Here is a 14442-nt window from a genome sequence, read left to right as displayed (position 1 = left end):
TAACGGCATTTATGCCGTTATTTTTTAATGTTTTGGAGCTTTTTGATGTTGAACATTACCTTGCCGGACGGCTCAGTCCGCCAATACGAATCCCCCGTTACCGTGGCTCAAATTGCTGCGTCTATCGGTGCCGGTTTGGCGAAGGCGGCGGTGGCAGGCAGGGTAAACGGCAAATTGGTCGATGCGTGCGACCCGATTGTTGAAGATTCTGCTGTTCAAATCATTACTCCGAAAGATCAGGAAGGCATCGAAATCATCCGCCATTCCTGCGCCCATCTTGTCGGGCATGCCGTCAAGCAACTCTATCCTAATGCAAAAATGGTTATCGGCCCCGTCATTGAAGAGGGCTTTTATTACGACATTGCCACGGAAAAACCGTTTACACCGGAAGATGTTGCCGCCATTGAAGCGCGTATGAAAGAATTGATTGCCCAAGACTATGATGTGGTCAAAATCATGACTCCGCGTGCGGAGGCGATTAAAATTTTTCAAGAGCGCGGCGAAGAATACAAACTGCGCCTGATTGACGATATGCCTGAAGTGGAAGCGATGGGGATGTATCATCATCAGGAATATGTCGATATGTGCCGCGGACCGCACGTTCCGAATACTCGTTTCCTGAAAAACTTCAAACTGACCAAGCTGGCGGGCGCATACTGGCGCGGCGACAGCAACAATGAAATGCTGCAACGCATCTACGGTACGGCTTGGGCGACAAAAGACGAGTTGAAAGCCTATATTCAACGTATCGAAGAAGCCGAAAAGCGCGACCACCGCAAACTTGGCAAGCAATTGGATCTGTTCCATTTGCAAGACGAAGCACCGGGCATGGTGTTTTGGCATCCTAAAGGCTGGGCTTTGTGGCAAGTGATTGAACAGCATATGCGTAAAGAGTTGAATGCTGCCGGTTATAAAGAGGTGAAAACGCCTCAGATTATGGATAAAACTTTCTGGGAAAAATCCGGCCACTGGGAAAACTATAAAGACAATATGTTCGTAACCAGTTCGGAAAAACGCGAATATGCGGTTAAACCGATGAACTGTCCGGGTCATGTGCAAATTTTTAATAACGGTTTGCGCTCATATCGCGATTTGCCGATGCGTTTGGCGGAATTCGGTTCTTGCCACCGCAATGAACCAAGCGGTGCATTGCATGGTCTGATGCGTGTTCGCGGTTTTGTGCAAGATGATGCGCATATCTTCTGTACCGAAGATCAAATCGTCAGCGAGGCCCGTGCGTTCAATGAATTGTTGGTTCGCATCTACAAACAGTTCGGTTTCCATGATGTATCCGTCAAGCTTTCTCTTCGCCCTGAACAACGTGCAGGTTCAGATGACGTGTGGGATAAGGCAGAGCAGGGTTTGCGCGAGGCATTGACTGCCTGCGGCGTGGAATGGGGCGAATTGCCGGGCGAGGGTGCGTTTTACGGGCCTAAAATCGAATATCATGTCAGAGATGCCTTGGGTCGTTCTTGGCAATGCGGTACATTACAACTGGATTTCGTCTTGCCGGAACGCTTGGATGCAGAATATGTAACCGAAAACAATGACCGTGCGCGACCTGTTATGTTGCATCGCGCCATTTTAGGTTCTTTGGAGCGATTTATCGGCATTTTGATTGAGAACCATGCAGGCTCTTTCCCGTTATGGCTGGCTCCGGTTCAATTGGTAATTATGAATATTACCGAAAATCAGGCAGATTATTGTCGGGAAGTGGCTGCCAAATTGCAGGCGGCAGGATTCCGTGTCGAATTGGATTTGCGTAACGAAAAAATCGGTTACAAAATCCGCGACAACAGCCAATACCGTTTCCCTTATCAAATCGTTGTCGGCGATAAGGAGAAGCAGGAAAACAAAGTGGCGGTACGCCGCAAAGCAGAAGATTTGGGTTCTTTGGATTTGGATGATTTCATTGCGCAATTGCAGCAAGAAATCACTGATGCCCTCGTCAATCATTAATTTTTATAGGAGTATTCATCATCGCTCAAGAACGCGAAGCACGAATCAACGGCGAAATTACCGCCAAAGAAGTGCGTTTAATCAGTGAGTCAGGCGAACAGCTTGGTGTCGTTTCAGTTCGTGAAGCTTTGGCTATGGCCGAAGGGCAGGATGTCGATTTGGTAGAGATTTCCCCAACTGCTAAACCGCCTGTGTGCAAACTGATGGATTACGGTAAATACAAATACCAGCAGGCCAAGAAACGCGACGAAGCCAAGAAAAACCAAAAGCAGGTGCAAATCAAGGAAATCAAATTCCGTCCGGGTACGGATGAGGGCGATTATCAAATCAAGATGCGCAACATTAACCGCTTCCTTGCCGACGGCGATAAAGTCAAAGTGACATTGCGTTTCCGCGGCCGTGAAATGGCTCACCAGCAACTCGGCGCGCAACTTTTGGAACGTGTAAAAGAAGATTTGGCTGAAGTGGCGCAAATCGAGTCCTTTCCCAAAATGGAAGGTCGCCAAATGGTGATGATGATTGCGCCGAAGAAAAAATAAAGCTATAATTCTCCGCTTACTCCGATTGCCGCTTCGGAGTAAGTTTTTAATTGCGGCAAAAAACCGTGGCATTGTGGGTTCAAGTGTTTGAAACCGATGTTTTAAAACCCCCTAATGCCTTATCCGATAACGAATGGAGTTTTCCCATGCCTAAAATGAAAACCAAGTCTAGCGCGAAAAAACGCTTTAAAGTACTGGGTAACGGCGGTGTGAAACGCGCTCATGCGTTCAAACGCCACATCTTGACTAAAAAGACCACCAAAAACAAACGCCAATTGCGCGGTACCTCTATGGTAAACGATCGCGATTTGGCTTCTGTTGCTAAAATGTTACCCTACGCTTAAGGAGTTTAGAATATGCCACGCGTAAAACGCGGTGTTACCGCCCGTGCCCGTCACCAAAAAATCTTCGCGTTAGCCAAAGGCTACCGCGGCCGTCGTAAAAACGTTTACCGCGTTGCCAAGCAGGCGGTAATGAAAGCCGGCCAATACGCATACCGCGACCGCCGCCAACGCAAACGCCAATTCCGTCAATTGTGGATTGTCCGTATCAATGCAGGTGCGCGTGAAAACGGGTTGTCTTACAGCAAATTTATGAATGGTCTGAAACGCGCCTCTATCGAAATCGACCGCAAAGTATTGGCTGATTTGGCCGTGTTCGATAAAGCCGCTTTTGCACAATTGGTTGAAAAAGCCAAAGCTGCTTTGGCTGCTTAATCCAAAAAATTGAAAAGGAAGCTGCGGCTTCCTTTTTTCTTTGTTTGCAGAAATTCTATGTGATTGATTTTCTTTCTTTAAAGTCTATTTTTTTAAATAAATTTGCGTTAAAATATAGTGGATTAAATTTAAATCAGGACAAGGCGACGAAGCCGCAGACAGTACAGATAGTACGGCAAGGCGAGGCAACGCCGTACTGGTTTAAATTTAATCCACTATACAGAAAATTTATCCAATGGATTGACCGTGAAGAAAATAAGGTCGTCTGAAGAGTCTGATATGTCAGGCTATACAGGCGGCCTCGTTGTTTCAGGTGGCATATCATTAATTGACAGACTTGATATTATGGAAAATGTAAACCGCATCGTTGCAGAAGGCATTGCCGCAGTAGAAGCTGCGCAAGACTTCAACGCTCTAGAACAAATCAAAGCCCGTTATCTTGGCAAAACCGGCGAGTTGACCGGACTTCTGAAAACTTTGGGGCAAATGTCGCCTGAAGAGCGCAAAACCATAGGTGCGCATATCAATGAATGCAAAAACCGGTTTCAGACGGCTTTTAATGCCAAACGCGATGCCCTCAACGAAGCCAAGCTGCAAGCCCGACTTGCCGCCGAAGCCCTCGACATTACCCTGCCCGGACGCGCTCAGGAAGGCGGCAGCCTGCATCCCGTAACCCTGACCTTGCAACGTGTGGTCGAACTCTTTCACGGAATGGGTTTCGAAGTGGCGGACGGGCCTGAAATCGAAGACGATTTTCACAATTTCCAAGCCCTGAACATCCCTGCAAACCATCCTGCCCGTGCGATGCAGGATACGTTTTACGTTGAAAACGGTGATGTTTTGCGTACGCACACTTCCCCGATTCAAATCCGTTATATGCTCGACAAAAAAGAGCCGCCCGTCCGCATTATCGCCCCCGGCCGCGTTTACCGCGTGGACAGCGATGCCACGCACTCGCCTATGTTCCATCAGGCGGAAGGTTTGTGGGTGGAAGAGGGCGTGACTTTTGCCGATTTGAAAGCAGTGTTCACTGACTTTATCCGTCGCTTCTTTGAACGCGATGACCTGCAAGTGCGTTTCCGTCCGTCTTTCTTCCCGTTTACCGAGCCTTCTGCCGAAATCGACATCATGGGCGAAAACGGCAAATGGTTGGAAGTCGGCGGTTGCGGTATGGTACATCCTAACGTGTTGAAAAACGTCAATATCGACCCTGAAAAATATACCGGTTTCGCCTTTGGTATTGGTCTCGACCGCTTCGCTATGCTGCGTTACAACGTGAACGACTTGCGCTTGTTTTTTGATAACGATTTGAATTTTTTGAAGCAGTTTGTAAAATGATTGTGTAGGCTGCCTAAAAATGAAAAAAGCAGCCTGTGCCTACCTCAGAAAGCTAAATCATGAAACGCTATGTCGCTCCATTATCCGCCTGCTATGCGTTTACTATGGTGCTGTGGTTGCTGTCTTTTCACAATGTGTCTTGTACAAATATTGTTGATATATATTAGGGGGATTATATGATTAAATCATTTTGGCTTGAAAATTTCGGGCCGATTAGCTTATTGAAGGCTGATAATTTAGGGAAAATAAATTTAATTATTGCAGAAAATAGCAAAGGGAAAACTTTTATTTTAAAGGCATTATATAGTGTTTTAAAAAGTCATGAGGAAGCTCATAAAGGAAAGAATATTCGTGATTTTTCTGAGGAATTGCGAGATAAGCTATATTGGACGTTCCAAGTAGAGGAAATTGGTGATTTAGTTACAAGAGGAAAAGAAAATCCAAACGAACGGCCTCTTAAGTTAAGTATGACTTTAGAAGATAGTTCTTCAGTTTTGTTTTCTTTTGGTAGAACTACCAAAAAGCTAATTAAACCGGAGCTATACGAACTTTCTCCCAGAATAAACGCTAACTCTATTTTTTTACCACCCAAAGAAGTTCTATCACTATTTGATGTAATTAAAAAATCAGAGGAAGAAAAGAGATTTGGTTTTGATGCTACTTACATTGATTTGGTAAAAGCATTGGATATTAAACCAACAAAAGGGAGGAATTACCCTGAGGCAGCGGAAGCTAGAAAGGATCTAGAAGCATTGTTTGGCGGTTATGTTAGCTACAATGATAAAAAGAAGGCATGGGTATATGAAAAAGATAGACAAACTTTCTCTATCAATTCTACAGCAGAGGGGGTAAAAAAGATTGGGATATTAGACACTCTATTAGGAAATCGGTTTTTGAGTCCTGGATCAATCTTATTTATTGATGAGCCAGAAGCTAATCTACATCCGAAAGCAATTAATCAATTTCTAGAAATTCTGTTTTCCTTATCTAAATCCAAATTGGGAATACAGATTTTTATGAGTACGCATTCATATTTTGTTATCAAGAAGCTGTGTTTATTAGCTAGAAAGCATAGTGAAAGTATTCCTGTTTTTATGCCTGGCAAAGAAAAGGAACAGACTACTTGGGTGCAGGAAAATTTACAAAATAGCATGCCGGATAATGAAATTATTGGTGAGTCTATTCGATTGTTCAGAGAAGAAATAGGTGTTTTATCTCCGGAAACAGCATGGATTGGTTAGGTTTTTATGAGTGAAATAATAAATCTCACTGAATCAGGTATAACTTTTAATCTAGTAAAAAATAACCTGTTTTATATAGAACCATATATCCGGAAGAGAAGGCAAGAAGGTATTAAGACAGTAGAGTTTATCTATCTGCAAGAAGATAATTTGTTATTTGTTGAGGCAAAACAAAGTATTCCAAATCAAGAAAGATCTCCTGAGCGTTTTGATGAATATATTTCAGAGATTTATCAAAAATGGTGTAATGCATTAAATGTTGAAATTTTGGGAATATTAGGCAGAGAAGATATCAAAGAAACAATTATGCCTAGTGCTTTTTCAAATTTGCAATGGGGTAGCATAGAAATCAAATTATTACTGGTTATCCCGGATGTGCCGCTTAATTATCTTGGGCAATTGAATGAATTAATAAAGCAAGAATTTAATAAGAAAGATACTTTGCGGTTGATTTCTTTATGGAACATTTCTGTAGAAGTAATTAATAGGGACTTAGCCATTCAAAAAGGTTTAGCTAGCTCTTGAAAATCTAAAGTTAATTAGTTAATTGAGAACATAACATGCAATTCTCCTACTCATGGCTGAAAACCCAAGCCGATACCGAACTTTCCTCCGATAAGCTGGAACATCTGTTAACGATGTCCGGCTTGGAAGTGGAAGAGGCTGAAACTGCCGCGCCTGCGTTTGCGGGCGTGGTGATTGCCGAAGTGAAATCCGTTGAAAAACATCCTGATGCCGACCGTTTGAACGTTACCCGAGTCGATGTGGGCACGGGTGAGTTGGTGCAGATTGTGTGCGGTGCGCCGAATGTGAAAGCGGGCATCAAAGTGCCGTGTTCGCTGCCGGGTGCGGTGTTGCCGGGCAATTTCAAAATCAAGCCGACTAAAATGCGCGGTGTGGTGTCGAACGGGATGTTGTGTTCCACCGACGAACTCGGTCTGCCCGACGACGGTGTGAACGGCCTGCACATTCTGCCTGAAGACGCGCCCGTCGGTACCAATATCCGTGAATACTTGGATTTGGACGATACGCTGTTTACGTTGAAAATTACGCCTAACCGCGCTGATTGCTTGAGTGTTAAGGGCATTGCGCGCGAAGTGTCCGCATTGACGGGGTGCGCGTTCAGGCAGCCCGAAATCCGGAAAATGCCGTCTGAAGGCGGTAAAACCCGGGCTGTGAAAATTGACGCGCCTGCCGATTGCGGCCGTTTTATCAGCCGCGTTATTGAAAATGTCAATGCGAAAGCGGCTACTCCCGATTGGATGAAACAACGTTTGGAGCGCAGCGGCATCCGCAGTATTTCCGTGCTGGTGGACATCGGCAATTATGTGATGCTGGAAATCGGCCAGCCGATGCACGTTTTCGATGCCGACAAACTTTCCGGCAGCCTGCACATCCGCCGCGCGCGCGAAGGGGAAACGCTGGAATGCCTGAACGAGAAAACCGTTTCCCTGTCTGAAAATACGCTGGTCGTGGCAGACGAAAAAGGCGCGTTGAGTTTGGCGGGCTTAATGGGCGGCGCGGCGAGCGCGGTTTCAGACGGCACGCAAAATATCGTGCTGGAAGCGGCTTGGTTTGCGCCCGAAATCATCGCCGGCAAATCGCGCCAATACGGTTTCGGTTCGGATTCGTCGTTCCGCTTCGAGCGCGGCGTGGATTACCGTTTGCAGGCGGATGCCATTGAACGCGCCACCGAATTGGTTTTGCAGATTTGCGGCGGTGCGGCAGGAGAAATGGTGGAAGCGCAAGGCGAATTGCCTGAAGTCAAGCAGGTCGGATTGCGTTTGGGTCGTCTGAAAACCGTGTTGGGCGTGGACATTCCCTCCGAACAGGTGGAAACCATTTTGCAACATTTGGGTTTGCAGCCCGAGAAAACGGCGGAAGGCTTCCGCGTTACTGCGCCGAGCTTCCGTTTCGACATTGAAATTGAGGCCGATTTGATTGAAGAAATCGGACGCGTTTACGGCTATGAAAACATCCCCGACGATTACACGTCAGGCCGTCTGAAAATGCTGGAACTGCCCGAAACACGCCGCCCGCGTTTTGCCGTTTACAACGAAATGGCGGCGCGCGGCTACCGCGAAGTGGTCAGCTATGCCTTTGTTAACGAGCAGTGGGAACAAGATTTTGCCGCCAACGCCGACCCCATCCGCCTGCAAAACCCGCTGGCGGCGCAATATGCCGTGATGCGTTCCACACTCATCGGCGGCTTGGTGGAAATTTTGCAAAACAACCTGAACCGCAAACAAAACCGCGTGCGCGTGTTTGAAATCGCCCGCGTGTTCGGCAAAGGTTCAGACGGCCGGTTTGTCCAAAACGAACGCATCGGCGGCTTGTGGTACGGCGCGGCAATGCCCGAACAATGGGGCGGGAAAACGCGCAATGCGGATTTTTACGACATCAAGGCAGATGTGGAAAATCTGTTGAAAAACAAAGCGGTCGAGTTCGTTAAAACCGGATATCCCGCCCTGCATCCCGGACGCGCCGCCAATATCGTTTCAGACGGCAAAGTCATCGGCTTTGTCGGCGAACTGCATCCGAAATGGCTGCAAAAATACGACCTGCCGCAAGCGCCGCTGGTATTTGAAATCGATATGGCGGCCGTGTTGGAATGCGGGAAAACGCGCTATCGGGCCGTATCGAAATTCCAGCCGGTGCGCCGCGATTTGGCGTTTGTGATGCCGGAAGCTATGAGCCATGATGATTTGCTGCTTGTCTTGAAAGGCGCGGCAAACAAGTTGGTACAGGAAATCAGCGTGTTTGACGTGTATCGCGGCATGGGACTGCCCGAAGGGATGAAGAGCGTGGCGGTCAAAGTGATTTTGCAGGATATGGAAAACACGCTGACGGATGAGGCGGTCGAGCCGCTTATCGGAAAACTGATTGGCGCGGCAACGGCGGCAGGGGCGCGGCTTCGCAGTTAAAAAATAAATATTCGCTTGAATTTTAAATAAAAATTGGTAATAATCCACAACTGTTACAACAGAAGGTAATCATATGACTCTCACTAAAGCAGAACTGGCCGATATTTTGGTAGACAAAGTCAGCAACGTCACCAAAAACGATGCCAAAGAAATCGTCGAACTCTTTTTTGAAGAAATCCGCAGCACTTTGGCAAGCGGCGAAGAAATCAAAATTTCCGGTTTCGGAAATTTCCAGTTGCGCGACAAGCCGCAACGCCCGGGTCGTAATCCTAAAACCGGCGAGGAAGTGCCGATTACCGCCCGCCGCGTGGTAACTTTCCATGCCAGCCAGAAACTCAAAAGCATGGTGGAACACTACTATGACAAACAACGTTGATTTGAAGGTTCCCGCAAAACGCTATTTCACGCTGGACGAGTTGTGCGGACTGTTGCAAATCAGCCCCTATGGTTTTGCGCAATGGCAGCATAATCACGGTGTGGTTGTCGGTTACGGCGGCGAACGCTACACCCGTTTGGATGTGGTGAAACTGTTGAAATTGCAGAGCACGTTTGCACCGTATGCAGAAGGTGCGGAATCGGGTTCGGACGGCAACCGTCCGGTTACGCTTCAGGAAATCGGAGACGCTCTGAAAGACCTGTTGGCGGATTTGGATAAGGAATTGTGCTGATTTGAGGCCGGTTGCAGGTATGCAGCCGGTTTTGTTTTACACGCTAAAAAATAATTATAGTGGATTAACAAAAATCAGGACAAGGCGACGAAGCCGCAGACAGTACAAATAGTACGGAACCGATTCACTTGGTGCTTCAGCACCTTAGAGAATCGTTCTCTTTGAGCTAAGGCGAGGCAACGCTGTACTGGTTTTTGTTAATCCACTATATTGCGTGATTTCACATTGTTTCGGCTTGAAGCACATGGTTTTGTAATCATTTACAGGCAGCTCGCTTGGAGTCCTGTTCGGGCGGTTTGCTGTTTACTTAAATATAAGGATGACGGTCAATGAGATTTTTCGGTATCGGTTTTTTGGTGCTGCTGTTTTTGGAGATTATGTCGATTGTGTGGGTTGCCGATTGGTTGGGCGGCGGTTGGACGCTGTTTCTAATGGCGGCAACCTTTGCCGCCGGCGTGCTGATGCTCAGGCATACGGGGCTGTCCGGTCTTTTATTGGCGGGCGCGGCAATGAGAAGCGGCGGGAGGGTATCCGTTTATCAGATGTTGTGGCCTATCCGTTATACGGTGGCGGCGGTGTGTCTGATGAGTCCGGGATTCGTATCCTCGGTGTTGGCGGTATTGCTGCTGCTGCCGTTTAAGGGAGGTGCAGTGTTGCAGGCAGGAGGTGCGGAAAATTTTTTCAACATGAACCAATCGGGCAGAAAAGAGGGCTTTTCCCGCGATGACGATATTATCGAGGGGGAATATACGGTTGAAGAGCCTTACGGCGGCAATCGTTTCCGAAACGCCATCGAACACAAAAAAGACGAATAAATGTGAATGGAATGCCGTCTGAAGGTTCAGACGGCATTTTTCCGGTTTGAAAATATAGTGGATTAACAAAAACCAGTACGGCGTTACCTCGCCTTAGCTCAAAGAGAACGATTCTCTAATGTGCTGAAGCACCAAGTGAATCGGTTCCGTACTATTTGTACTGTCTGCGGCTTCGTTGCCTTGTCCTGATTTTTGTTAATCCACTATAAAATAGGGCTGTAACCTTCAATCGGAATTTGTTGCCTGCGGGATATACGGTATGAATGTTTGGGATATATGGAGCAGGATGGTGGAAATCTATCATAAGTATAAGAAGCCGTGCCTGGTTTTGGCGGTGGATTTTGTGATGGGTATGGTATTCATAGAGCCGAATGAGGAGCCGTGCATCGGTAGGTGCTATGCGCCTATGTCGGAGTCCCCTGATTTTGCTAACGCTGTTGCGATGGCTGTTGCTATGATCTGTATCGTATGGATTGCCGTTTTGTCTATGACTGATTGAAGCGTTGGCAGAGGCTGTGTGAAACGGTATTGGGCGTTGGGCCGTCTGATTCCAATCGGGCTTGAGGAATGCGAAACGGTGTGCGCTTATACTGCGGACGATTTGTTTCGCGGTTTTGCGCCCGAAACGGATGGAGAGGTGTGGGAAACGGTCTGTCGGAGTAGAATACGCGTTTTGCGTTTGAATACAGTAAGAAGAAAAGAGAGAAACTTATGCCGTCTGAACATCAACACATATCATCATTGCTCGATTTTGACCGTACCCATCTGCTTCATCCCTATACTTCCATGACCGATCCGCTGCCCGTTTATCCTGTCAAACGTGCAGAAGGGGTGTTTATCGAATTGGCGGACGGCACGCGGTTGATTGACGGGATGTCGTCTTGGTGGTGTGCGATACACGGTTACAATCATCCTGTTTTGAATCAGGTGGTTGAGACGCAGATTAAGCAAATGGCGCACGTGATGTTCGGCGGTTTGACGCACGAGTCGGCGGTGGAACTGGGCAAGTTGTTGGTCGGAATTCTGCCGCAGGGGCTGGACCGTATTTTTTATGCGGATTCGGGTTCGGTTTCGGTGGAAGTTGCGTTGAAAATGGCGGTGCAATACCGGCAGGCGCGGGGTCTGATGGCGAAGCAGAATATTGCGACGGTGCGGCGCGGGTATCACGGCGATACTTGGAACGCGATGTCCGTCTGCGATCCGGAAACGGGGATGCACCATATTTTCGGCAGCACTCTGCCGCAGCGTTATTTTGTCGATAATCCGAAAAGCCGTTTCGATGATGAATGGGACGGGGCGGATTTGCAGCCTGTCCGCGCCTTGTTTGAAGCGCATCATGCGGATATTGCCGCCTTTATTTTGGAACCGGTCGTGCAGGGCGCAGGCGGCATGTATTTTTATCATCCGCAGTATCTTCGCGGATTGCGTGATTTGTGCGACGAATTTGATATCGTGTTGATTTTTGACGAAATCGCTACCGGATTCGGGCGCACGGGCAAGATGTTTGCCTGCGAACACGCGGAGGTCGTGCCGGATATTATGTGTATCGGCAAGGGCTTGAGCGGCGGCTATATGACGCTGGCGGCAGCAATCACTTCGCAAAAAGTTACCGAAACGATTTCGCGCGGCGAAGCGGGCGTGTTTATGCACGGCCCGACGTTTATGGCAAACCCGCTGGCGTGTGCCGTTGCCTGCGCTTCGGTCAAACTGCTTTTGTCTCAAGACTGGCAGGCAAATATCCGCCGCATTGAAAGCATCTTAAAAGGCCGTCTGAAAGCCGCGTGGGATATTCGCGGCGTGAAAGACGTACGCGTTTTGGGTGCAATCGGCGTGATCGAGCTGGATAAAGGCGTGGATATGGCGCGTTTTCAAGCGGACTGCGTGGCGCAGGGCATTTGGGTGCGCCCATTCGGCAGGCTGGTGTACCTCATGCCGCCTTACATCATTTCAGACGGCCTCTTGACCGAACTTGCCGACAAAACCGTACAAATCTTGAAGGAACACAGCAAATGAAAGGCGTTTACTTCGTCAGCGGCATAGACACGGACATCGGCAAAACCATCGCCACCGGCGTATTGGCAAAACAATTGTTGCAACAAGGCAAAAGCGTAATCACGCAAAAGCCCGTGCAAACCGGTTGCCAAAACATCGCCGACGACATCGCCGTTCACCGCAAAATTATGGGCATCCCGATGCAGGAAGCGGACAAACAAGGGCTGACCATGCCTGAAATCTTCAGTTATCCAGCTTCGCCTCATCTCGCTGCCCGTCTTGACGGCAGGGCTTTGGACTTGGACAAAATCCGCACCGCCACGCAGCAACTGGCGGCGCAATACGAAATCGTCTTGGTCGAAGGCGCGGGCGGTTTGATGGTTCCGCTGACGGAAAACCTGTTAACCATTGATTATATCCGTCAGCAAGGCTATCCCGTCATCCTCATAACGAGCGGACGGCTCGGCAGCATCAACCACACCCTGCTCAGTTTCGCCGCGCTCAAACAATATGGCATCCGCCTGCACAGTCTCGTGTTCAATCACATCCACGACAGCCGCGACGCACACGTCGCTCAAGACAGCTTGAACTATCTGAAATGCCGTCTGAAAGACAGTTTCCCCGAGGCGGAATGGTTGGAGTTGGCAAAAACAGATGCGGTATAAAGATTGGGAAAAATATGGAACACCTATTTGAGGAATGGTTGCCCGACCTGCCCGCCGACGTTTCAGACGGCATCGGCCTGCCGATGAGCCGGTTATTGAAAGCCCGGTCGCTGACTGCCGCATTGCGCGCCTTGCCGCATCTGTTTTCGGTAGAACTGCTGAAACTGGGCGAATTGGAAACGGAATGCGGAGGGCGGCTGGTGCGCGAAGTTTTGTTGAAGCTGGACGGTATCCCTGTTGTCGCGGCAAGGAGCGAATGCCGTATCGGTTCGGCGTTTTGGCAAAACATTTTGGACTGCGGCACGCGTCCTTTGGGCGAACGTCTGTTTCAAGCCGATTTGGAAGGGGCGCGTTCGGCGTTTGAGTTTGCCGTTTTCGGCGAAGGATGCGGACGGTACTTTGCCGCTCGGCGTTCGCGGTTTTCCCATCACGGCGAGGAAATGCTGCTGACCGAGTATTTTCTGCCCGAACTGAAACGCTTTATCGGATAAAATACCGTTTTTTCAAGCTGCGCGGCAATATGAATCCTAAATCCCCTTTATTTTTACGCCTGTCCGATCGTTTGGACGTTTATATCAGACTGATGCGGGCGGACAAGCCCATTGGGACGCTGCTTTTGCTGTGGCCGACCTACTGGGCGTTGTGGCTGGCTTCAGACGGTATTCCCGATTTGGCGGTATTGGCGGCGTTTACAATCGGCACGTTTTTAATGCGCAGTGCCGGCTGCGTCATCAACGATTTTGCCGACCGCGATTTTGACGGGGCTGTCGAGCGCACTAAAAACCGTCCGTTCGCACAGGGCAGGGTCAAGAAAAAAGAAGCGCTGCTGCTGACGGCATTTTTGTGCCTGCTTGCCGCATTGTGCCTGATTCCGCTGAATCATCTGACATGGCTGATGAGCCTGCCCGCGCTGTTTCTTGCGCTGACTTACCCGTTTACCAAACGCTTTTTTCCGATTCCCCAACTCTATCTCGGGCTTGCCTTTTCCTTCGGTATCCCGATGGCGTTTGCCGCAGTGGGCAACAGCGTCCCCGTTGAAGCATGGATACTTTTTACCGCCAATGTGTTATGGACTCTGGCGTATGACACGGTTTATGCCATGGCGGACAAAGAAGACGATTTGAAAATCGGCATCAAAACCTCCGCCGTCACGTTCGGGCGTTACGACATCGCCGCCGTTATGCTGTGTCATGGCGGCTTTACCCTGCTGATGGCAGTATTGGGGGCGGTTATCGGTGCGGCATGGGCATATTGGACGGCAATCCCCATCGTCCTGCTGCTGCAATACCGCCAATATGCCGCCATCAAAAGCCGCGTCCGGCAAATCTGTTTTGAAACGTTTTTGGCAAACAACAGAATTGGTTGGGTGTGGTTTACCGCCATTTTTGCCCATACGTTTTTTGCGAAATAAGGCAGGGCAATGCCGTCTGAAGAGCCGCAAACTGCTTTGGACGGCATTTCTATCTGTGCCGAAAAGCGTTAAAATATGTTTTTAAAACGCTGTGTTATGTCAGCCCGTACCGTATGCGGGATTGAGATTTGCCCTGGCAGTCGGTACAATCTTTCTGTTTTGCGATGTCTGAAA

16 protein-coding genes and 1 pseudogene are annotated in these 14442 nt (G+C 48.6%); all 17 read left to right on the top strand.

Features of this window, described 5'->3' with window-relative positions; translation table 11 throughout:
* Window positions 1-45: 45 nt before the first annotated feature.
* On the top strand, window positions 46-1959 hold the full coding sequence (thrS, locus tag IUJ45_RS03100) for a threonine--tRNA ligase (RefSeq protein ID WP_002246913.1): 1914 nt from the start codon (window positions 46-48) through the stop codon (window positions 1957-1959).
* Window positions 1960-1976: 17 nt separating this feature from the next.
* Window positions 1977-2498: a translation initiation factor IF-3 gene (gene infC / locus IUJ45_RS03095; RefSeq protein ID WP_010951024.1), complete on the top strand. Its 522-nt coding sequence runs from the start codon at window positions 1977-1979 to the stop codon at window positions 2496-2498.
* Window positions 2499-2644: 146 nt separating this feature from the next.
* The gene (gene rpmI, locus IUJ45_RS03090) at window positions 2645-2842 is read left to right on the top strand and encodes a 50S ribosomal protein L35 (RefSeq protein ID WP_002232040.1); all 198 of its coding nucleotides are present in this window, start codon (window positions 2645-2647) and stop codon (window positions 2840-2842) included.
* A gap of 12 nt (window positions 2843-2854) precedes the next feature.
* A complete protein-coding gene (gene rplT / locus IUJ45_RS03085) occupies window positions 2855-3214 on the top strand; it encodes a 50S ribosomal protein L20 (protein ID WP_002214103.1) in 360 nt (119 codons plus the stop codon).
* Between the two features lie 110 nt (window positions 3215-3324).
* Window positions 3325-3435: pseudogene (locus IUJ45_RS11150) on the top strand (IS5/IS1182 family transposase); the annotation flags it as partial.
* Window positions 3436-3559: 124 nt separating this feature from the next.
* Window positions 3560-4552 carry a phenylalanine--tRNA ligase subunit alpha gene (gene pheS / locus IUJ45_RS03075; RefSeq protein ID WP_002246072.1) on the top strand — a complete coding sequence of 331 codons (993 nt, stop codon included), beginning with the start codon at window positions 3560-3562 and terminating at the stop codon, window positions 4550-4552.
* A gap of 176 nt (window positions 4553-4728) precedes the next feature.
* Window positions 4729-5793 (top strand): AAA family ATPase, encoded by a 1065-nt coding sequence (locus tag IUJ45_RS03070; RefSeq protein WP_002214086.1) that lies wholly within the window; start codon window positions 4729-4731, stop codon window positions 5791-5793.
* A gap of 6 nt (window positions 5794-5799) precedes the next feature.
* Entirely contained in the window at window positions 5800-6318 is a 519-nt protein-coding gene (locus IUJ45_RS03065) for a hypothetical protein (protein WP_002214084.1), read from the top strand.
* Between the two features lie 35 nt (window positions 6319-6353).
* Window positions 6354-8717 (top strand): phenylalanine--tRNA ligase subunit beta, encoded by a 2364-nt coding sequence (pheT, locus tag IUJ45_RS03060; protein ID WP_002246073.1) that lies wholly within the window; start codon window positions 6354-6356, stop codon window positions 8715-8717.
* Window positions 8718-8790: 73 nt separating this feature from the next.
* A complete protein-coding gene (locus IUJ45_RS03055; protein ID WP_002214080.1) occupies window positions 8791-9093 on the top strand; it encodes an integration host factor subunit alpha in 303 nt (100 codons plus the stop codon).
* Complete coding sequence (locus IUJ45_RS03050; protein ID WP_002241315.1) at window positions 9077-9385, top strand: hypothetical protein; 309 nt, start codon at window positions 9077-9079, stop codon at window positions 9383-9385. Before IUJ45_RS03055 ends, IUJ45_RS03050 begins: the two co-directional genes overlap by 17 nt.
* Before the next feature lie 329 nt (window positions 9386-9714).
* The gene (locus IUJ45_RS03045) at window positions 9715-10200 is read left to right on the top strand and encodes an FxsA family protein (RefSeq protein ID WP_002246075.1); all 486 of its coding nucleotides are present in this window, start codon (window positions 9715-9717) and stop codon (window positions 10198-10200) included.
* Between the two features lie 259 nt (window positions 10201-10459).
* Window positions 10460-10699, top strand: a complete 240-nt coding sequence (locus IUJ45_RS03040; RefSeq protein ID WP_002232044.1) for a hypothetical protein — start codon at window positions 10460-10462, stop codon at window positions 10697-10699.
* A 212-nt stretch (window positions 10700-10911) separates the two neighbouring features.
* Complete coding sequence (gene bioA, locus IUJ45_RS03035; protein ID WP_002246076.1) at window positions 10912-12213, top strand: adenosylmethionine--8-amino-7-oxononanoate transaminase; 1302 nt, start codon at window positions 10912-10914, stop codon at window positions 12211-12213.
* Window positions 12210-12857: a dethiobiotin synthase gene (bioD, locus tag IUJ45_RS03030; RefSeq protein ID WP_002246077.1), complete on the top strand. Its 648-nt coding sequence runs from the start codon at window positions 12210-12212 to the stop codon at window positions 12855-12857. The genes bioA and bioD overlap by 4 nt, the downstream gene beginning before the upstream one ends.
* Window positions 12858-12871: 14 nt before the next feature.
* The gene (locus IUJ45_RS03025; protein WP_002246078.1) at window positions 12872-13348 is read left to right on the top strand and encodes a chorismate--pyruvate lyase family protein; all 477 of its coding nucleotides are present in this window, start codon (window positions 12872-12874) and stop codon (window positions 13346-13348) included.
* A gap of 29 nt (window positions 13349-13377) precedes the next feature.
* Window positions 13378-14268: a 4-hydroxybenzoate octaprenyltransferase gene (gene ubiA, locus IUJ45_RS03020; RefSeq protein WP_002246079.1), complete on the top strand. Its 891-nt coding sequence runs from the start codon at window positions 13378-13380 to the stop codon at window positions 14266-14268.
* The last annotated feature ends 174 nt before the right edge of the window (window positions 14269-14442 follow it).

The organism is Neisseria meningitidis (assembly GCF_022869645.1).
GTDB classification, from domain to species: Bacteria; Pseudomonadota; Gammaproteobacteria; order Burkholderiales; family Neisseriaceae; genus Neisseria; species Neisseria meningitidis.
The sequence above is the reverse complement of the archived record's forward strand: the minus strand, read 5'-3'. Positions and strand labels throughout refer to the sequence as shown.